The sequence below is a fragment of the Citrobacter sp. Igbk 17 genome (assembly GCF_028069775.1).
GTDB lineage: Bacteria > Pseudomonadota > Gammaproteobacteria > Enterobacterales > Enterobacteriaceae > Citrobacter.
In genome coordinates, this window is sequence record NZ_JANEWI010000013.1 from 19,429 (window position 1) to 37,930 (window position 18,502).

Here is an 18,502-nt window from a genome sequence, read left to right on the forward strand (position 1 = left end):
CAGTTTGCCGAAAAGTAATAAATGTGGCCTGGAGAAAAATATTTAAACATTTATTCACTTTTTAGCTACTTATTGTTTGAAATCACGAAGCCGCACCGTATAATTTGACCGCTTTTTGATGCTTGACTCTAAGCCATAAAGAACGTTTTATACGACACGCGGCATACCTCGAAGGGAGCAGGAGTAAAAACGTGATGTCTATGTCGCTCTTGAGTCGAAACGTTGCTCGTAAGCTTCTGCTCACACAGCTTCTGGCGGTAATAGCAAGTGGATTGCTGTTTAGCCTCAAAGACCCTTTCTGGGGCATCTCCGCATTGTGCGGGGGATTGGCAGTGTTACTGCCTAATATGTTGTTTATGATATTTGCCTGGCGTCACCAGGCACATACACCAGCAAAGGGCCGAGTGGCCTGGTCGTTCGCTTTCGGCGAAGCCTTCAAGGTGTTAGCGATGCTGGTTTTGCTTGTGGTGGCGTTGGCGGTTTTGAAGGCGGTGTTCTTACCGCTGATCGTTACGTGGGTTTTGGTGCTGGTGGTTCAGATACTGGCACCGGCTGTAATTAACAACAAAGGGTAAAAGGCATCATGGCTTCTGAAAATATGACGCCGCAGGAATACATAGGGCACCATCTGAATAACCTTCAGTTGGACCTGCGTACTTTCTCGCTGGTAGATCCGCATAACCCCCCAGCCACCTTCTGGACGCTCAATATTGACTCCATGTTCTTCTCGGTGGTGCTGGGTCTGTTGTTCCTGCTTATGTTCCGTAGCGTGGCCAAAAAGGCAACCAGCGGCGTACCAGGGAAATTTCAGACCGCGATTGAGCTGGTAATCGGCTTTGTTCATGGCAGTGTCAAAGACATGTACCATGGCAAAAGCAAGGTTATCGCACCGCTTGCCCTGACGATCTTCGTCTGGGTCTTCCTGATGAACCTGATGGATTTACTGCCAATCGACCTGCTGCCGTATATTGCTGAGCATATACTGGGCCTGCCGGCGCTGCGCGTAGTTCCGTCTGCGGACGTAAACATCACCCTGTCGATGGCGCTGGGCGTGTTTATCCTGATTCTGTTCTACAGCATCAAAATGAAAGGCATCGGCGGCTTCGCGAAAGAGTTGACGCTGCAGCCGTTCAATCACTGGGCGTTCATTCCTGTCAACTTAATCCTTGAAGGGGTAAGCCTGCTGTCCAAACCAGTTTCTCTTGGTCTGCGACTGTTCGGCAACATGTACGCTGGTGAGCTGATTTTCATTCTGATTGCTGGTCTGTTGCCGTGGTGGTCACAGTGGATTCTGAATGTGCCGTGGGCCATTTTCCACATACTGATTATCACGCTGCAAGCCTTCATCTTCATGGTTCTGACGATTGTCTATCTGTCGATGGCGTCTGAAGAGCATTAATTTACCAACACTACTACGTTTTAACTGAAACAAACTGGAGACTGTCATGGAAAACCTGAATATGGATCTGCTGTACATGGCTGCCGCTGTGATGATGGGTCTGGCGGCAATCGGTGCTGCGATCGGTATCGGCATCCTCGGGGGTAAATTCCTGGAAGGCGCAGCGCGTCAACCTGATCTGATTCCTCTGCTGCGTACTCAGTTCTTTATCGTTATGGGTCTGGTGGATGCTATCCCGATGATCGCTGTAGGTCTGGGTCTGTACGTGATGTTCGCTGTCGCGTAGTAAGCGTTGCTTGAATTAAGAGCAATATCAGAACGTTAACTAGATAGAGGCATTGTGCTGTGAATCTTAACGCAACAATCCTCGGCCAGGCCATCGCGTTTGTCCTGTTCGTTCTGTTCTGCATGAAGTACGTATGGCCGCCATTAATGGCAGCCATCGAAAAACGTCAAAAAGAAATTGCTGACGGTCTTGCTTCTGCTGAACGAGCACATAAGGATCTTGACCTTGCAAAGGCCAGCGCGACTGACCAGCTGAAAAAAGCGAAGGCGGAAGCTCAGGTAATTATCGAGCAGGCAAACAAACGCCGCGCTCAGATCCTGGACGAAGCTAAAACTGAAGCAGAGCAGGAACGTACTAAAATCGTGGCACAAGCGCAGGCGGAAATTGACGCCGAGCGTAAACGTGCTCGCGAAGAGCTGCGTAAGCAAGTTGCTGTCCTGGCTGTTGCTGGCGCCGAGAAGATCATCGAACGTTCCGTGGATGAAGCTGCTAACAGCGACATCGTGGACAAACTTGTCGCTGAACTGTAAGGAGGGAGGGGCTGATGTCTGAATTTATTACGGTAGCTCGCCCCTACGCCAAAGCAGCTTTTGACTTTGCCGTTGAGCACCAAAGCGTTGACCGTTGGCAGGATATGCTGACGTTTGCCGCTGAGGTGACGAAGAACGAACAAATGGCAGAGCTTCTCTCTGGCGCACTGGCGCCGGAAACGCTCGCTGAGTCGTTTATCGCAATCTGCGGTGAGCAGTTAGACGAAAGCGGTCAAAACCTGATTAAGGTAATGGCTGAAAATAACCGTCTTAATGCGCTCCCGGATGTTCTTGAGCAGTTTATTCACCTGCGTGCAGCCAGTGAGGCTATCTCTGAGGTAGAAGTCACTTCTGCCAATGCACTGAGTGATGAACAGCTTACGAAGATTAGTGCAGCGATGGAAAAACGTCTGTCACGCAAAGTTAAGCTGAATTGCAAAATCGATAAGTCTGTAATGGCAGGCGTAATCATCCGTGCGGGTGATATGGTCATTGATGGCAGCGTACGCGGCCGTCTTGAGCGCCTTGCAGACGTCTTGCAGTCTTAAGGGGACTGGAGCATGCAACTGAATTCCACCGAAATCAGCGAACTGATCAAGCAGCGCATTGCTCAGTTCAGTGTTGTGAGTGAAGCTCACAACGAAGGTACTATTGTTTCTGTAAGTGACGGTGTTATCCGCATCCACGGTCTTGCTGACTGTATGCAGGGGGAAATGATCTCTCTGCCGGGTAACCGTTACGCTATCGCACTGAACCTGGAGCGCGACTCCGTAGGTGCAGTTGTGATGGGTCCGTACGCTGACCTCGCCGAAGGCATGAAGGTTAAGTGTACGGGGCGTATTCTGGAAGTTCCGGTTGGCCGTGGCCTGCTGGGTCGTGTGGTGAACACTCTGGGTTCCCCAATTGACGGTAAAGGTCCGGTTGATAACGATGGCTTCTCGCCAATCGAAGTTATCGCACCAGGCGTAATCGAACGTCAGTCCGTAGATCAGCCGGTACAGACCGGTTATAAATCCGTTGATGCCATGATCCCAATCGGTCGTGGCCAGCGTGAGTTGATCATCGGTGACCGTCAGACCGGTAAAACCGCGATGGCAATCGATGCCATCATCAACCAGCGTGACTCCGGCATCAAATGTGTGTACGTGGCTATCGGCCAGAAAGCGTCCACCATTTCTAACGTGGTTCGTAAACTGGAAGAACATGGCGCACTGTCCAACACCATCGTTGTTGTGGCGACCGCGTCTGAATCTGCTGCACTGCAATACCTGGCACCTTATGCCGGTTGCGCAATGGGCGAATACTTCCGTGACCGCGGTGAAGATGCACTGATCGTTTATGATGACCTGTCCAAACAGGCTGTTGCTTACCGTCAGGTTTCCCTGCTGCTCCGTCGTCCACCAGGACGTGAAGCATTCCCAGGTGACGTATTTTACCTCCACTCCCGTCTGCTGGAACGCGCATCCCGCGTTAACGCGGAATACGTTGAGAAATTCACCAATGGTGAAGTCAAAGGTAAAACCGGCTCCCTGACCGCGCTGCCGATTATCGAAACCCAGGCGGGTGACGTTTCTGCGTTCGTTCCGACCAACGTAATTTCCATTACCGATGGTCAGATCTTCCTGGAAACCAACCTGTTCAACTCCGGTATTCGTCCGGCAGTTAACCCGGGGATCTCCGTATCTCGTGTAGGTGGTGCAGCGCAGACCAAGATCATCAAGAAACTGTCCGGTGGTATCCGTACCGCTCTGGCACAGTATCGTGAACTGGCAGCGTTTTCTCAGTTCGCTTCCGACCTTGACGAAGCTACGCGTAAGCAGTTGAGCCACGGTCAGAAAGTAACTGAACTGCTGAAGCAGAAACAGTATGCCCCAATGTCTGTTGCACAGCAGGGTGTGGTGCTGTTTGCGGCTGAACGCGGTTACCTCGAAGATGTGGAACTGGCGAAAATCGGTAGCTTCGAAGCGGCTCTGCTGGCTTACGTTGACCGTGATCACGCTCCGCTGATGCAAGAGATTAACCAGTCCGGTGGCTATAACGATGAAATCGAAGGCAAGCTGAAAGCTATCCTCGATTCCTTCAAAGCAACCCAGTCCTGGTAACGTCTGGCGGTCTGTCTTAGGACGGACCGCAAGGCATTGAGGAGAAGCTCATGGCCGGCGCAAAAGAGATACGTAGTAAGATCGCAAGCGTCCAGAACACGCAGAAGATCACTAAAGCGATGGAGATGGTCGCCGCTTCCAAAATGCGTAAATCGCAGGATCGCATGGCGGCCAGCCGTCCTTATGCAGAGACCATGCGCAAAGTGATTGGTCACCTTGCGAATGGTAATCTGGAATATAAGCACCCTTACCTGGAAGAACGCGACGTTAAGCGCGTGGGCTACCTGGTGGTGTCGACCGACCGTGGTCTGTGCGGTGGCTTGAACATTAACCTGTTTAAAAAGCTGCTGGCGGATATGAAAACATGGTCCGATAAAGGCGTTCAGTGCGACATCGCAATGATCGGCTCTAAGGGCGTGTCTTTCTTTAATTCCGTAGGCGGTAACGTGGTTGCTCAGGTAACCGGTATGGGGGATAACCCTTCCCTGTCCGAACTGATTGGCCCGGTTAAAGTGATGCTGCAGGCCTACGATGAAGGTCGTCTGGACAGACTGTACGTTGTCAGCAACAAATTTATTAACACCATGTCTCAGGTTCCGACTCTCACTCAGCTGCTGCCTTTACCGGCTTCAGAAGATGAAGAGTTAAAACAAAAAGCCTGGGATTACCTGTATGAACCAGACCCGAAACCGCTGCTGGATACCCTGCTGCGTCGTTACGTTGAATCTCAGGTTTATCAGGGCGTGGTAGAAAACCTGGCCAGCGAGCAGGCCGCACGTATGGTGGCGATGAAAGCCGCGACCGACAATGGCGGCAGCCTGATTAAAGAGCTGCAGTTGGTATACAACAAAGCTCGTCAGGCCAGCATTACTCAGGAACTCACCGAAATCGTCGGTGGTGCATCCGCGGTATAACCAGGTTAATTCGTAGAGGATTCAAGATGGCTACTGGAAAAATTGTCCAGGTAATCGGCGCCGTGGTTGACGTCGAATTCCCTCAGGATGCCGTACCGCGCGTGTACGATGCTCTTGAGGTTATGAATGGTAAAGAGAGCCTGGTGCTGGAAGTTCAGCAGCAGCTCGGCGGCGGTATCGTACGTACCATCGCCATGGGTTCTTCCGACGGTCTGCGTCGTGGTCTGGAAGTTAAAGACCTCGAACACCCGATCGAAGTCCCGGTAGGTAAAGCAACTCTGGGTCGTATCATGAACGTTCTGGGTCACCCGATCGACATGAAAGGCGATATCGGTGAAGAAGAGCGTTGGGCTATCCACCGCGCAGCACCTTCCTATGAAGAGCTGTCCAGCTCTCAGGAACTGCTGGAAACCGGCATCAAAGTTATCGACCTGATGTGTCCGTTCGCTAAGGGCGGTAAAGTTGGTCTGTTCGGTGGTGCGGGTGTAGGTAAAACCGTAAACATGATGGAGCTGATCCGTAACATCGCGATCGAGCACTCCGGTTACTCTGTGTTTGCGGGTGTGGGTGAACGTACTCGTGAGGGTAACGACTTCTACCACGAAATGACCGACTCCAACGTTCTGGATAAAGTATCCCTGGTTTATGGCCAGATGAACGAGCCGCCGGGAAACCGTCTGCGCGTTGCGCTGACCGGTCTGACCATGGCTGAGAAATTCCGTGACGAAGGTCGTGACGTACTGCTGTTCGTCGATAACATCTATCGTTACACCCTGGCCGGTACGGAAGTATCCGCACTGCTGGGTCGTATGCCATCAGCGGTAGGTTACCAGCCGACCCTGGCGGAAGAGATGGGTGTTCTGCAGGAACGTATCACTTCTACCAAAACCGGTTCTATCACCTCCGTTCAGGCGGTATACGTACCTGCGGATGACTTGACTGACCCATCCCCAGCAACCACCTTTGCTCACCTGGATGCAACCGTGGTACTGAGCCGTCAGATCGCTTCTCTGGGTATTTACCCGGCAGTTGATCCGCTGGACTCCACCAGCCGTCAGCTGGATCCGCTGGTTGTTGGTCAGGAACACTATGACACTGCGCGTGGCGTACAGTCCCTGCTGCAGCGTTATCAGGAACTGAAAGACATCATCGCCATCCTGGGTATGGATGAACTGTCTGAAGAAGATAAACTGGTGGTAGCTCGTGCGCGTAAGATCCAGCGCTTCCTGTCCCAGCCGTTCTTCGTTGCGGAAGTATTCACCGGTTCTCCGGGTAAATACGTTTCCCTGAAAGACACCATCCGTGGCTTTAAAGGCATCATGGAAGGCGAATACGACCACCTGCCAGAGCAGGCGTTCTACATGGTTGGTTCTATCGACGAAGCCGTAGAAAAAGCCAAAAAACTTTAACGCCTTAATCGGAGGGTGATATGGCAATGACTTACCACCTGGACGTCGTCAGCGCAGAGCAACAAATGTTCTCTGGTCTGGTCGAAAAAATCCAGGTAACGGGTAGTGAAGGTGAACTGGGTATTTTCCCGGGTCACGCACCGCTGCTCACCGCCATTAAGCCTGGTATGATCCGCATCGTTAAACAGTTCGGTCATGAAGAGTTTATCTATCTGTCCGGCGGCATTCTTGAAGTGCAGCCTGGCAACGTGACCGTACTGGCTGATACCGCGATTCGCGGTCAGGATCTCGATGAAGCGAGAGCCCTGGAAGCGAAACGCAAGGCTGAAGAGCATATTAAGAGCTCTCATGGTGACGTGGATTACGCTCAGGCATCTGCGGAACTGGCCAAAGCGATCGCGAAACTGCGCGTTATCGAGTTGACCAAAAAAGCGATGTAACACCGGCTTGAAAATACGAAAACCAGTCTGCTCGCAGGCTGGTTTTTTTTTGCCTGTGTTTTAGATATTTTGAAACTGAAAAGGCGTTTTGATTTTATGTGATCTGCATCACATAACTATTGATCGATTAAAAAATGAAGCGTAGACTTGTTTTTGTGATGTATGTCACATAATTAACTCAGATAAAAACAGGATACCAACATGAAATTGTTCAACAAAATCATCGCCCTTTTCAGCAGTATGGACGTTTAGTCATACCTGTCTGTTATGTGGCGCGAGGCTTCACATCGTTGAGAGCAAGCGCCATTTATTTAGCTCCTTACCCTCTTGTTTGTACACTCCTCCTCTCCCCCTAATTGTTACCTTCTCCATTTTTCTGCTTGTCACTGAATCATATAAAAAAATCGTGCGTTGCTTACCCAATTCTTTATTCATGGGGCAAAAAAATAGCAAAAACATTAACCTAAGGCTTTAATAAGAGCATGCTCCTGGTTTTTGGGAGACAAAAGGCGCCGATATAGTCGAAAATAGTGAGTTAATAGTTAGGGATTTTCCCCTATTGAACGTTTTATCTTCGGCCCATTTCATGATGAAAAAAATGTAGTATTTTCAATGTGAAAGGGTATAAATTCGTTCTCAAATGACAGTCAGGATGTGTATGTTGAATAATGCTATGAGCGTCGTGATCCTTGCCGCAGGCAAAGGTACACGTATGTATTCCGATCTTCCTAAAGTGCTGCACACTCTCGCAGGAAAAGCGATGGTGCAGCATGTTATTGATGCCGCTAATGAATTAGGCGCAACTCATGTACACCTGGTCTACGGGCATGGTGGTGATTTGCTTCAGCAGACGTTGAAAGATGGCAATCTGAACTGGGTTCTGCAGGCAGAGCAGTTGGGAACCGGTCATGCAATGCAGCAGGCTGCACCGTTCTTTGGTGATGACGAAGACATTTTAATGCTTTATGGCGATGTGCCGTTAATCTCCACCGAAACGTTACGCCGCCTGCGCGATGCTAAACCTCAGGGTGGTATTGGCTTATTAACCGTAAAACTGGACGACCCAACCGGCTATGGGCGTATTACGCGTGATAACGGCAAAGTTACTGGCATCGTTGAGCACAAAGATGCGACCGACGAGCAACGCCAGATCCAGGAAATTAACACCGGCATCCTGATTGCCAATGGCGCTGATATGAAGCGCTGGTTGTCTAAACTGACCAACAACAACGTGCAGGGTGAATATTACATCACCGATATCATTGCGATGGCGTACCAGGAAGGTCGCGAAATTGCTGCGGTACATCCGGCACGTATTAGCGAAACCGAAGGGGTGAATAACCGTCTTCAGTTATCCCGTCTTGAACGTGTCTATCAGTCCGAACAAGCAGAGAAACTGCTGTTAGCAGGCGTTATGCTGCGCGATCCAGCACGTTTTGATCTTCGCGGTTCGCTTATTCACGGGCGCGATGTTGAAATTGATACTAACGTTATCATTGAAGGCAACGTAACCCTTGGCGATCGCGTCAAGATTGGTACTGGCTGCATTATCAAAAACAGCGTAATTGGCGATGGCTGTGAGCTTAGCCCGTACAGCGTGGTGGAAGATGCCCATCTGGAAGCGGCCTGTACAATCGGGCCTTTTGCGCGTCTGCGCCCAGGCGCTGAGCTGCTGGAAGGTGCGCACGTGGGTAACTTCGTCGAAATGAAAAAAGCGCGTCTGGGTAAAGGTTCTAAAGCGGGTCATCTGACGTATCTCGGCGACGCTGAAATTGGCGATAACGTGAATATCGGCGCGGGTACGATTACCTGTAACTACGATGGCGCTAATAAGTTTAAAACCATTATTGGCGATGATGTTTTTGTCGGTTCTGATACTCAGCTGGTGGCTCCCGTCACCGTGGGTAAAGGCGCGACGATCGCTGCCGGAACCACAGTGACGCGTAATATTGCTGATAACGAGCTGGTATTAAGCCGTGTACCTCAGGTCCATAAACAGGGCTGGCAGCGCCCGGTGAAGAAGAAGTAATAATTTTTGCCTGATGGCGGTTTTGCCTTATCCGGCCTACGTGCGGCGACGTTTTGTAGGTTAATAAGTGCTTACGCTATCAGGCAGACAGGAGATGAGGGGATAACATAATCCTCCACTCTAAAAGCAGTACCTATAAAAATAACCCCACTCTCTACAAGGCTCGGGGCACCCGGAATACGGGGATTACCCAAAGTTTTTCGTGCTGTAGCAAGCGTAACCAACGTAGCTACGGAGTGAAAGACGAAGGGGAAACAGGTTGACCGACAACGACAGGCACAATGCCTAAATTCGGAATCAAAAAATATGTGTGGAATTGTTGGCGCTATCGCGCAGCGTGATGTAGCTGAAATCCTTCTCGAAGGTTTACGTCGTCTGGAATATCGTGGTTATGACTCAGCCGGCCTGGCTGTTGTTGATGCTGAAGGTAACATGACCCGTCTGCGTCGTCTGGGTAAAGTTCAGATGCTGACTGCTGCAGCGGAAGAACATCCGTTACACGGTGGTACGGGTATCGCCCACACCCGCTGGGCAACACATGGCGAACCTTCAGAAGCGAACGCGCATCCGCATGTTTCTGAGCACATTGTGGTGGTGCATAACGGCATCATCGAAAACCATGAACCGCTGCGTGAAATGTTGAAAGCGCGTGGTTACACCTTCGTATCTGAAACGGACACCGAAGTGATTGCTCACCTGGTGCACTGGGAGCTGGAACAGGGCGGTACACTGCGTGAAGCGGTACTGCGTACTATTCCGCAATTGCGCGGCGCATACGGTACGGTGATTATGGATACCCGTAATCCTGAAACACTGCTGGCGGCGCGTTCTGGTAGCCCGCTGGTTATCGGTCTGGGCATGGGTGAAAACTTTATCGCTTCCGACCAGCTGGCGCTGCTGCCGGTAACCCGTCGCTTTATCTTCCTGGAAGAAGGTGATATCGCCGAGGTAACGCGTCGTTCAGTCTCTATTTTTGACAAGACTGGCGCTGAAGTAAAACGTCAGGATATTGAATCTAATCTGCAATATGACGCGGGCGAAAAAGGTATTTATCGCCACTACATGCAGAAAGAGATCTATGAGCAACCGAACGCGATTAAAAATACGCTGACCGGGCGTATCAGTCATGGCGAAGTGGATTTAAGTGAGCTTGGCCCTAATGCCAACGCGTTGCTGTCTCAGGTTGAGCATATTCAGATTATTGCCTGCGGTACGTCATACAACTCAGGCATGGTATCCCGTTACTGGTTTGAGTCGCTGGCTGGCATTCCCTGTGATGTGGAAATCGCTTCTGAGTTCCGTTATCGCAAATCCGCTGTGCGTCGTAACAGTCTGATGATTACCCTGTCTCAGTCCGGTGAAACGGCGGATACCCTGGCGGGTCTGCGCTTATCTAAAGAGCTGGGCTATCTGGGGTCGCTGGCAATCTGTAACGTTCCTGGCTCTTCTCTGGTTCGTGAATCTGACCTGGCGATGATGACAAATGCCGGGACCGAAATCGGCGTGGCCTCAACGAAAGCATTTACCACCCAGCTGACAGTTCTGTTGATGCTGGTGGCGAAGCTGTCTCGTCTGAAAGGGCTGGATGCGTCTATTGAACAAGAGATTGTTCACGGGTTGCAGGCGCTGCCGAGCCGTATTGAGCAGATGCTGTCACAGGACAAACGTATTGCTGCACTGGCGGAAGACTTCTCTGACAAACACCATGCACTGTTCCTTGGTCGTGGTGATCAGTACCCTATTGCGCTGGAAGGCGCCCTGAAGCTGAAAGAGATTTCTTATATTCACGCAGAAGCGTATGCCGCTGGTGAACTGAAGCATGGTCCGCTGGCGCTGATTGACGCTGATATGCCGGTTATCGTGGTTGCACCGAACAATGAGTTGCTGGAAAAACTGAAATCCAACATTGAAGAAGTGCGTGCCCGTGGCGGCCAGTTGTACGTCTTCGCTGATCAGGATGCAGGATTTATCAGTAATGAAAATATGCACATCATCGAGATGCCGCATGTGGAAGAGGTGATTGCACCGATCTTCTATACCGTTCCGCTGCAGTTGCTTGCGTATCACGTCGCGCTGATTAAAGGTACTGACGTGGATCAGCCGCGTAACCTGGCAAAATCGGTTACTGTGGAATAAGCAATACCTCGCTGAACTGAAAATGCCCTGCTCAAAGCGGGGCATTTTTTTAAACGTGTTCTGTTTTTAATCAATTATCCCGCCTGTTTTATGTGACAGTCCGTCATCTTCAGCTACTGTTTTCAGTGTCATAAAAAGAAAATTTTGCCGAAATATGATTGTCGTACAATCAGTTAATTTGCTGTTTTTATGAGATTTTTAATTGTTCCTGGCGCATTATTTTTCATTGTCATAAAACTGTCATATTTCGTACATTTAACTGTCACCTGTTTGTCCTATTTTGCTCATCGTAGCCACTAAACAATGATTTACGAAAATCTTGCAGGAGACATTATGAAAGTTATGCGTACCACTGTCGCAACTGTTGTCGCCGCGACCTTATCTATGAGCGCGTTCTCTGCCTTTGCTGCAGCGAGCCTGACAGGTGCTGGTGCAACTTTTCCTGCGCCAGTGTATGCCAAATGGGCTGATACTTATCAGAAAGAGACCGGTAGCAAAGTAAACTACCAGGGTATCGGCTCCTCCGGTGGTGTAAAACAAATTACCGCAAATACCGTTGATTTCGGTGCATCAGATGCGCCGTTATCTGACGAGAAGTTGGCTCAGGAAGGCCTGTTCCAGTTCCCGACAGTGATCGGCGGTGTGGTGCTGGCGGTGAATATCCCTGGCCTGAAGTCCGGTGAACTGGTGCTTGACGGTAAAACCTTGGGCGATATCTACCTCGGCAAAATTAAGAAGTGGGATGATGAAGCCATCACCAAACTGAACCCGGGTCTGAAGCTGCCTTCTCAGAACATTGCCGTTGTGCGTCGTGCAGATGGTTCCGGTACCTCCTTCGTCTTCACCAGCTACCTGGCGAAAGTGAACGAAGAGTGGAAATCTAAAATTGGCGCAGGCTCTACTGTGAACTGGCCGACCGGTCTGGGCGGTAAAGGTAATGACGGTATCGCTGCGTTCGTACAGCGTCTGCCAGGCTCTATTGGCTACGTTGAGTATGCTTATGCTAAGCAGAACAACCTGGCATACACCAAACTGGTTTCTGCTGATGGCAAACCGGTAAGCCCGACAGAAGAAAACTTTGCCAATGCGGCTAAAGGTGCTGACTGGAGCAAAACCTTCGCTCAGGATCTGACGAACCAGAAAGGTGACAATGCGTGGCCAATCACTTCCACCACCTTCATCCTGGTTCATAAAGAGCAGAAGAAACCAGAGCAAGGCGTTGAAGTGCTGAAATTCTTTGACTGGGCATATAAAAATGGCGGCAAACAGGCTAACGACCTGGATTACGCCAGCTTGCCGGACAGCGTGGTTGAGCAGATTCGTGCTGCATGGAAGACCAACGTGAAAGACAGCAGCGGTAAAGCGCTGTACTAACAGGATATTTTTGACGAAGATGGCGGGTGGCGCTGGTGCTTTCCCGCCCTACGGTTCATCCTGTAGGCCCGGTAAGCGCCAGCGCCACCGGGCATATTCGTAAGACGTCTCAAACAGAAGAGTGATTTATGGCTGCAACCAAGCCTGCTTTTAACCCGCCGGGTAAAAAGGGTGACATGATATTCAGCGCGCTGGTAAAACTGGCTGCGCTGATTGTGCTATTGATGTTGGGTGGCATTATTGTCTCTCTGATCATCTCCTCCTGGCCAAGCATCCAGAAATTTGGTTTCTCATTCCTTTGGACCAAAGACTGGGATGCGCCAAATGATATCTACGGCGCACTGGTACCGATTTACGGTACGTTGGTCACCTCACTTATCGCACTGCTGATCGCAGTTCCGGTGAGTTTCGGTATTGCTTTGTTCCTGACGGAACTTGCACCTGGCTGGCTGAGACGCCCGCTGGGTATCGCTATTGAACTGCTGGCGGCGATCCCGAGTATCGTTTACGGCATGTGGGGTCTGTTTATCTTTGCCCCGTTGTTTGCGACGTATTTCCAGGAGCCGGTCGGTAATATTCTTTCCAACATTCCGTTTGTTGGCGCACTGTTTGCTGGCCCTGCATTTGGTATCGGTATTCTGGCTGCTGGTGTGATCCTCGCCATCATGATCATCCCGTACATTGCGGCGGTTATGCGTGATGTGTTCGAGCAAACGCCGGTACTGATGAAAGAGTCAGCTTACGGTATTGGCTGTACTACCTGGGAAGTTATCTGGCGTATCGTTCTGCCGTTCACTAAAAACGGTGTGATTGGCGGCGTAATGCTGGGGCTTGGCCGCGCGCTGGGTGAAACCATGGCGGTGACCTTTATCATCGGTAACACCTACCAACTCGACAGCGCATCGCTGTATATGCCGGGCAACAGTATCACCTCTGCGCTGGCAAACGAATTTGCTGAAGCGGAATCGGGTCTGCATGTTGCGGCACTGATGGAACTGGGTCTGATCCTGTTTGTGATCACCTTCATCGTACTGGCAGCGTCTAAGTTCATGATCATGCGCCTTGCGAAAAACGAGGGGGCACGCTAATGGCTACGCTGGAAATGCAAAACACCGCCGCACTGGCAGAATCACGCCGTAAAATGCAGGCGCGTCGCCGTCTGAAGAACCGCATCGCGCTGACGCTCTCGATGGCGACGATGGCATTTGGTCTGTTCTGGCTTATCTGGATCCTGATGTCCACGATTACCCGTGGCATTGACGGTATGTCGCTGGCACTGTTCACTGAAATGACTCCGCCGCCGAACACCGCGGGTGGTGGTCTGGCGAACGCGCTTGCCGGGAGTGGGCTGTTGATTCTGTGGGCGACCGTGTTTGGTACACCGCTCGGTATTATGGCGGGCATCTACCTGGCGGAATACGGGCGTAAGTCCTGGCTGGCTGAAGTCATCCGCTTTATCAACGATATCCTGTTGTCTGCACCATCGATTGTGGTCGGTCTGTTCGTTTACACCATCGTGGTGGCAAAAATGGAACACTTCTCCGGCTGGGCGGGCGTGATTGCGCTGGCGCTGCTGCAGGTACCTATCGTTATTCGAACCACTGAGAACATGCTCAAACTGGTGCCGGATAGTCTGCGAGAAGCCGCCTATGCGTTGGGTACACCAAAGTGGAAGATGATTTCCGCGATCACCCTGAAGGCGTCTGTGTCGGGCATTATTACCGGTATTCTGCTGGCAATTGCCCGTATTGCTGGTGAAACGGCTCCGCTGCTGTTTACGTCGCTCTCCAACCAATTCTGGAGCACTGACATGATGCAGCCAATCGCCAACCTGCCGGTCACTATCTTTAAGTTTGCGATGAGCCCATTTGCTGAATGGCAGCAACTGGCTTGGGCTGGGGTACTGATTATTACCCTGTGCGTACTGCTGCTGAACATTCTGGCGCGCGTGATTTTCGCGAAGAAGAAACACGGTTAATTTTTACGGCGTGGCTGATGCGGCGCCGGATGAGGAAGAGATTGAAATGAGTATGGTTGATACTGCCCCAGGTAAGATTCAGGTTCGTGATTTGAACTTCTACTATGGCAAATTCCATGCCCTGAAGAACATCAACCTGGATATTGCGAAGAACCAGGTAACGGCGTTTATCGGGCCGTCAGGCTGTGGTAAATCAACGCTGCTGCGTACCTTCAACAAAATGTTTGAACTGTACCCGGAGCAGCGTGCGGAAGGTGAAATCCTGTTGGATGGTGACAATATTCTCACCAATACCCAGGATATCGCGCTGCTGCGTGCCAAAGTCGGCATGGTTTTCCAGAAGCCAACGCCGTTTCCGATGTCTATCTACGACAATATCGCGTTTGGCGTGCGTCTGTTTGAGAAGCTTTCCCGTGCCGATATGGACGAGCGCGTGCAGTGGGCGTTGACCAAAGCCGCACTGTGGAATGAAACCAAAGATAAATTACACCAGAGCGGATACTCTCTCTCCGGTGGTCAGCAGCAGCGTTTGTGCATTGCGCGTGGTATCGCCATTCGCCCGGAAGTGCTTCTGCTTGATGAACCGTGTTCAGCGCTTGACCCGATCTCCACCGGGCGTATTGAAGAGCTGATCACTGAGCTGAAAGAGGATTACACCGTCGTTATCGTCACCCACAACATGCAGCAGGCTGCGCGTTGTTCTGACCATACGGCGTTTATGTACCTGGGCGAGTTGATTGAGTTCAGCAACACGGACGATCTGTTCACCAAACCCGCGAAGAAACAAACAGAAGACTACATTACTGGCCGCTACGGTTGATATGCCCGGGCATCTGGAGAAATGATGGATAACCTTAACCTTAATAAACATATTTCCGGTCAGTTCAACGCTGAACTGGAGAGCATTCGTACCCAGGTGATGACCATGGGCGGCATGGTTGAGCAGCAGCTTTCTGATGCGATTACCGCCATGCACAATCAGGACAGCGATCTGGCGAAGCGCGTCATTGAGGGCGATAAAAACGTCAACATGATGGAAGTGGCGATTGATGAAGCCTGCGTGCGTATCATCGCCAAACGTCAGCCGACAGCGAGCGACCTGCGCCTGGTGATGGCGATCATCAAAACCATCGCTGAGCTGGAGCGTATTGGTGACGTCGCGGATAAAATCTGCCGTACTGCGCTGGAGAAATTCTCCCAGCAGCATCAACCGCTGTTGGTCAGTCTGGAGTCGCTGGGCCGTCACACCGTGCAGATGTTGCACGACGTGTTGGATGCCTTTGCGCGTATGGATCTGGATGAAGCGGTACGTATCTACCGTGAAGATAAGAAAGTCGACCAGGAATATGAAGGCATTGTGCGCCAGCTGATGACCTACATGATGGAAGACCCGCGCACTATTCCAAGCGTGCTGACCGCGCTGTTTTGCGCGCGTTCTATCGAGCGTATCGGTGACCGTTGCCAGAATATCTGCGAATACATTTTCTACTTCGTGAAGGGGCAAGATTTCCGTCACGTGGGCGGGGATGAGCTGGATAAGCTGCTGGCGGGTAAAGATCCGAAGGAATAAGCGGCTTGTTGCGTTCGCCGGGATCCCCCGGCGTCGCTATTGTAGGCCGGATAAGGCGTTAAGCCGCATCCGGCATTCTGCGCCATTCGCCCGGTGGCGCATGCTTACCGGGCCTACAAAAAATTACCGCGTAATATCCCAACCCCGCGCCTTCCACAATTCCGGCAACTGTGCCAAATCGGTAAAGGTCGTCACTTTAGGATGATCGATCGGTTTGTTGTGCGGATCGGCGCAGAAGTAAAAAACCTCCATTCCTGCAGCAATCCCCGCCTGGGCACCCGCACTGGAGTCATCGACCAGGATACAGTTCTCAACGTTGACGTTCATCGCTTTCGCCGCATGGAACATCAGTGCCGGGTCAGGCTTCCAGCGCTGAATATCATAACCGCTGAACAGTAAATCAGGAAAATGATGCAACATGCCCAGCTTACCCAATGAATGCTGCATTTTGCTGACCGGACCGTTAGACACCACGCACATTGGCACAGCCATGCTGTCCAGCAGCGTGTTCGCACCAGCAATGACTTCCAGCTCGGTATCGAACAGACGTGCGACCTCAGCACGGTAAACCGGTTCTAACTCGGCTTTTGCCAGTTCGACACCGTGTTCTTCGTTAATAATGTCGATGATTTCGTAGAGCTTTACCCCCTTGAAGCGTTTAAACGTCTCTTCAAGATCGAGCGTAATGCCGAACGCCTGGAACATGCTGACATACGCGCGAGAACAAATTACTTCACTGTCGACAAGGGTACCGTCACAGTCAAAAAATACGGCTTCTATCTGGGACATGTCATTTCCATTTTAACAAGTTTAACGTTTTCGTAATGCATATTGGGGGGACGCAATCGTTGCCGTATAAGCAAAATCAATGAAAAAAGTTGCTCATAACCCAACCCTATTGTCGCATTTTGGTATAGGATAGCGACGAATTTTCCCTCCTTGTTCGGAAATTGATAATGAGTCAACAACACACAACCCAGGCTTCTGGCCAGGGGATGCTGGAACGCGTGTTCAAACTGCGCGAGCATGGCACGACGGCACGGACCGAAGTGATCGCCGGTTTAACCACCTTCCTGACGATGGTGTATATCGTTTTTGTTAACCCGCAAATTCTTGGCGTAGCTGGCATGGACACCAGCGCCGTCTTTGTTACCACCTGTCTTATTGCTGCATTTGGTAGCATCCTGATGGGGCTGTTTGCCAACCTGCCGGTTGCGCTGGCACCTGCTATGGGTCTGAACGCATTCTTTGCCTTCGTGGTGGTCGGTGCGATGGGGCTGCCATGGCAGATTGGTATGGGCGCGATCTTCTGGGGCGCAATTGGTCTGCTGCTGCTGACGATTTTCCGCGTACGCTACTGGATGATTGCGAATATCCCGGTCAGTCTGCGCGTGGGCATCACCAGTGGTATCGGCCTGTTCATCGGCATGATGGGGCTGAAAAATGCCGGTGTTATTGTTGCGAACAAAGACACGCTGGTTTCCATCGGTAACCTGACTTCCCATAGCGTGCTGTTGGGGATTCTGGGCTTCTTTATCATCGCGATTCTGGCATCACGCAACATTCACGCGGCAGTGCTGATCTCCATTATTGTGACCACGCTGTTAGGATGGATGTTGGGTGATGTTCATTACAGCGGTATCGTTTCTGCGCCGCCGAGCGTCACGTCTGTTATTGGTCATGTTGACCTGGCGGGGTCATTTAACATTGGTCTGGCGGGCGTTATTTTCTCGTTCATGCTGGTGAACCTGTTTGACTCCTCCGGTACGTTGATTGGCGTCACAGATAAAGCGGGTTTGGCAGATGCCAAGGGCAAGTTCCCGCGCATGAAGCAGGCTCTGTTTGTCGATAGCGTGTCGTCTGTTACCGGTGCGTTTATCGGCACTTCTTCCGTTACCGCATATATTGAATCCTCTTCCGGGGTTTCTGTCGGTGGACGTACAGGTCTGACAGCCGTGGTTGTCGGTCTGCTGTTCCTGCTGGTTATCTTCCTGTCACCGTTGGCGGGAATGGTGCCGGGCTATGCCGCAGCGGGTGCGCTGATTTACGTGGGCGTATTGATGACGTCCAGCCTGTCGCGCGTGAAGTGGGATGATCTGACTGAAGCTGTTCCGGCGTTTATTACCGCTGTGATGATGCCGTTTAGCTTCTCCATCACTGAAGGCATCGCGCTGGGCTTTATTTCCTACTGCGTGATGAAAATTGGTACTGGCCGTTTCCGCGATCTCAGCCCGTGCGTCATCGTTGTTGCGCTGCTGTTTGTGTTGAAGATTGTGTTTATCGACGCGCATTAATCGCTGTCTATTCGACCATAGCAAAAAAAGCCCAGCATATC

18 protein-coding genes are annotated in these 18,502 nt (G+C 51.2%); 17 read left to right on the plus strand and 1 reads right to left on the minus strand.

All coding sequences use genetic code 11. The features are described from left to right. Positions 1 to 194 precede the first annotated feature (194 nt). The 16 genes from atpI to phoU all read left to right on the plus strand — a co-directional run bounded on the left by atpI (position 195) and on the right by phoU (position 16,167). Complete coding sequence (gene atpI, locus NNO08_RS09880; RefSeq protein WP_045449005.1) at positions 195 to 575, plus strand: F0F1 ATP synthase subunit I; 381 nt, start codon at positions 195 to 197, stop codon at positions 573 to 575. 8 nt (positions 576 to 583) lie between these two features. Next, positions 584 to 1,399 (plus strand): F0F1 ATP synthase subunit A, encoded by an 816-nt coding sequence (atpB, locus tag NNO08_RS09885; RefSeq protein ID WP_005121454.1) that lies wholly within the window; start codon positions 584 to 586, stop codon positions 1,397 to 1,399. A gap of 46 nt (positions 1,400 to 1,445) precedes the next feature. Continuing rightward, positions 1,446 to 1,685: a F0F1 ATP synthase subunit C gene (gene atpE, locus NNO08_RS09890; protein ID WP_000429386.1), complete on the plus strand. Its 240-nt coding sequence runs from the start codon at positions 1,446 to 1,448 to the stop codon at positions 1,683 to 1,685. A 59-nt stretch (positions 1,686 to 1,744) separates the two neighbouring features. Next, entirely contained in the window at positions 1,745 to 2,215 is a 471-nt protein-coding gene (gene atpF, locus NNO08_RS09895; protein WP_040232304.1) for a F0F1 ATP synthase subunit B, read from the plus strand. A 14-nt stretch (positions 2,216 to 2,229) separates the two neighbouring features. After that, the gene (gene atpH, locus NNO08_RS09900) at positions 2,230 to 2,763 is read left to right on the plus strand and encodes a F0F1 ATP synthase subunit delta (RefSeq protein WP_005121457.1); all 534 of its coding nucleotides are present in this window, start codon (positions 2,230 to 2,232) and stop codon (positions 2,761 to 2,763) included. Positions 2,764 to 2,775: 12 nt separating this feature from the next. Continuing rightward, complete coding sequence (gene atpA, locus NNO08_RS09905; protein WP_003827026.1) at positions 2,776 to 4,317, plus strand: F0F1 ATP synthase subunit alpha; 1,542 nt, start codon at positions 2,776 to 2,778, stop codon at positions 4,315 to 4,317. A gap of 50 nt (positions 4,318 to 4,367) precedes the next feature. Then, positions 4,368 to 5,231 carry a F0F1 ATP synthase subunit gamma gene (gene atpG, locus NNO08_RS09910; RefSeq protein ID WP_005121458.1) on the plus strand — a complete coding sequence of 288 codons (864 nt, stop codon included), beginning with the start codon at positions 4,368 to 4,370 and terminating at the stop codon, positions 5,229 to 5,231. Between the two features lie 26 nt (positions 5,232 to 5,257). After that, positions 5,258 to 6,640 (plus strand): F0F1 ATP synthase subunit beta, encoded by a 1,383-nt coding sequence (gene atpD / locus NNO08_RS09915; RefSeq protein ID WP_003023806.1) that lies wholly within the window; start codon positions 5,258 to 5,260, stop codon positions 6,638 to 6,640. 20 nt (positions 6,641 to 6,660) lie between these two features. Then, positions 6,661 to 7,080, plus strand: a complete 420-nt coding sequence (locus NNO08_RS09920) for a F0F1 ATP synthase subunit epsilon (RefSeq protein WP_005121460.1) — start codon at positions 6,661 to 6,663, stop codon at positions 7,078 to 7,080. A 658-nt stretch (positions 7,081 to 7,738) separates the two neighbouring features. Next, complete coding sequence (gene glmU / locus NNO08_RS09925) at positions 7,739 to 9,109, plus strand: bifunctional UDP-N-acetylglucosamine diphosphorylase/glucosamine-1-phosphate N-acetyltransferase GlmU (protein ID WP_271442714.1); 1,371 nt, start codon at positions 7,739 to 7,741, stop codon at positions 9,107 to 9,109. Between the two features lie 306 nt (positions 9,110 to 9,415). Further along, positions 9,416 to 11,245 carry a glutamine--fructose-6-phosphate transaminase (isomerizing) gene (glmS, locus tag NNO08_RS09930; RefSeq protein ID WP_005121462.1) on the plus strand — a complete coding sequence of 610 codons (1,830 nt, stop codon included), beginning with the start codon at positions 9,416 to 9,418 and terminating at the stop codon, positions 11,243 to 11,245. Between the two features lie 333 nt (positions 11,246 to 11,578). After that, positions 11,579 to 12,619, plus strand: a complete 1,041-nt coding sequence (gene pstS / locus NNO08_RS09935) for a phosphate ABC transporter substrate-binding protein PstS (protein WP_005121464.1) — start codon at positions 11,579 to 11,581, stop codon at positions 12,617 to 12,619. A gap of 128 nt (positions 12,620 to 12,747) precedes the next feature. Next, positions 12,748 to 13,707: a phosphate ABC transporter permease PstC gene (pstC, locus tag NNO08_RS09940; RefSeq protein ID WP_048213782.1), complete on the plus strand. Its 960-nt coding sequence runs from the start codon at positions 12,748 to 12,750 to the stop codon at positions 13,705 to 13,707. After that, positions 13,707 to 14,597, plus strand: a complete 891-nt coding sequence (gene pstA / locus NNO08_RS09945) for a phosphate ABC transporter permease PstA (protein WP_271441445.1) — start codon at positions 13,707 to 13,709, stop codon at positions 14,595 to 14,597. The genes pstC and pstA overlap by 1 nt, the downstream gene beginning before the upstream one ends. 46 nt (positions 14,598 to 14,643) lie before the next feature. Continuing rightward, on the plus strand, positions 14,644 to 15,417 hold the full coding sequence (pstB, locus tag NNO08_RS09950) for a phosphate ABC transporter ATP-binding protein PstB (protein ID WP_003023821.1): 774 nt from the start codon (positions 14,644 to 14,646) through the stop codon (positions 15,415 to 15,417). A 24-nt stretch (positions 15,418 to 15,441) separates the two neighbouring features. Continuing rightward, positions 15,442 to 16,167 (plus strand): phosphate signaling complex protein PhoU, encoded by a 726-nt coding sequence (gene phoU / locus NNO08_RS09955; protein WP_006687755.1) that lies wholly within the window; start codon positions 15,442 to 15,444, stop codon positions 16,165 to 16,167. A gap of 123 nt (positions 16,168 to 16,290) precedes the next feature. Here the strand turns inward: phoU and yieH are convergent, their stop codons facing one another. Beyond that, positions 16,291 to 16,956 carry a 6-phosphogluconate phosphatase gene (gene yieH / locus NNO08_RS09960; RefSeq protein WP_271441444.1) on the minus strand — a complete coding sequence of 222 codons (666 nt, stop codon included), beginning with the start codon at positions 16,954 to 16,956 and terminating at the stop codon, positions 16,291 to 16,293. A 167-nt stretch (positions 16,957 to 17,123) separates the two neighbouring features. Between yieH and adeP the strand changes: the two genes are divergently transcribed. Then, entirely contained in the window at positions 17,124 to 18,461 is a 1,338-nt protein-coding gene (adeP, locus tag NNO08_RS09965) for an adenine permease AdeP (RefSeq protein ID WP_271449742.1), read from the plus strand. Positions 18,462 to 18,502 lie beyond the last annotated feature (41 nt).

Excerpts from the sequence above, each read along its gene's own strand:
- atpI (WP_045449005.1), top strand. The coding sequence starts at position 195 with ATGTCTATGTCGCTCTTGAGTCGAAACGTTGCTCGTAAGCTTCTGCTC.
- atpB (WP_005121454.1), top strand. The coding sequence starts at position 584 with ATGGCTTCTGAAAATATGACGCCGCAGGAATACATAGGGCACCATCTG.
- atpE (WP_000429386.1), top strand. The coding sequence starts at position 1,446 with ATGGAAAACCTGAATATGGATCTGCTGTACATGGCTGCCGCTGTGATG.
- atpH (WP_005121457.1), top strand. The coding sequence starts at position 2,230 with ATGTCTGAATTTATTACGGTAGCTCGCCCCTACGCCAAAGCAGCTTTT.
- atpA (WP_003827026.1), top strand. The coding sequence starts at position 2,776 with ATGCAACTGAATTCCACCGAAATCAGCGAACTGATCAAGCAGCGCATT.
- atpG (WP_005121458.1), top strand. The coding sequence starts at position 4,368 with ATGGCCGGCGCAAAAGAGATACGTAGTAAGATCGCAAGCGTCCAGAAC.
- atpD (WP_003023806.1), top strand. The coding sequence starts at position 5,258 with ATGGCTACTGGAAAAATTGTCCAGGTAATCGGCGCCGTGGTTGACGTC.
- NNO08_RS09920 (WP_005121460.1), top strand. The coding sequence starts at position 6,661 with ATGGCAATGACTTACCACCTGGACGTCGTCAGCGCAGAGCAACAAATG.
- glmU (WP_271442714.1), top strand. The coding sequence starts at position 7,739 with ATGTTGAATAATGCTATGAGCGTCGTGATCCTTGCCGCAGGCAAAGGT.
- glmS (WP_005121462.1), top strand. The coding sequence starts at position 9,416 with ATGTGTGGAATTGTTGGCGCTATCGCGCAGCGTGATGTAGCTGAAATC.
- pstS (WP_005121464.1), top strand. The coding sequence starts at position 11,579 with ATGAAAGTTATGCGTACCACTGTCGCAACTGTTGTCGCCGCGACCTTA.
- pstC (WP_048213782.1), top strand. The coding sequence starts at position 12,748 with ATGGCTGCAACCAAGCCTGCTTTTAACCCGCCGGGTAAAAAGGGTGAC.
- pstA (WP_271441445.1), top strand. The coding sequence starts at position 13,707 with ATGGCTACGCTGGAAATGCAAAACACCGCCGCACTGGCAGAATCACGC.
- pstB (WP_003023821.1), top strand. The coding sequence starts at position 14,644 with ATGAGTATGGTTGATACTGCCCCAGGTAAGATTCAGGTTCGTGATTTG.
- phoU (WP_006687755.1), top strand. The coding sequence starts at position 15,442 with ATGGATAACCTTAACCTTAATAAACATATTTCCGGTCAGTTCAACGCT.
- yieH (WP_271441444.1), bottom strand. The coding sequence starts at position 16,956 with ATGTCCCAGATAGAAGCCGTATTTTTTGACTGTGACGGTACCCTTGTC.
- adeP (WP_271449742.1), top strand. The coding sequence starts at position 17,124 with ATGAGTCAACAACACACAACCCAGGCTTCTGGCCAGGGGATGCTGGAA.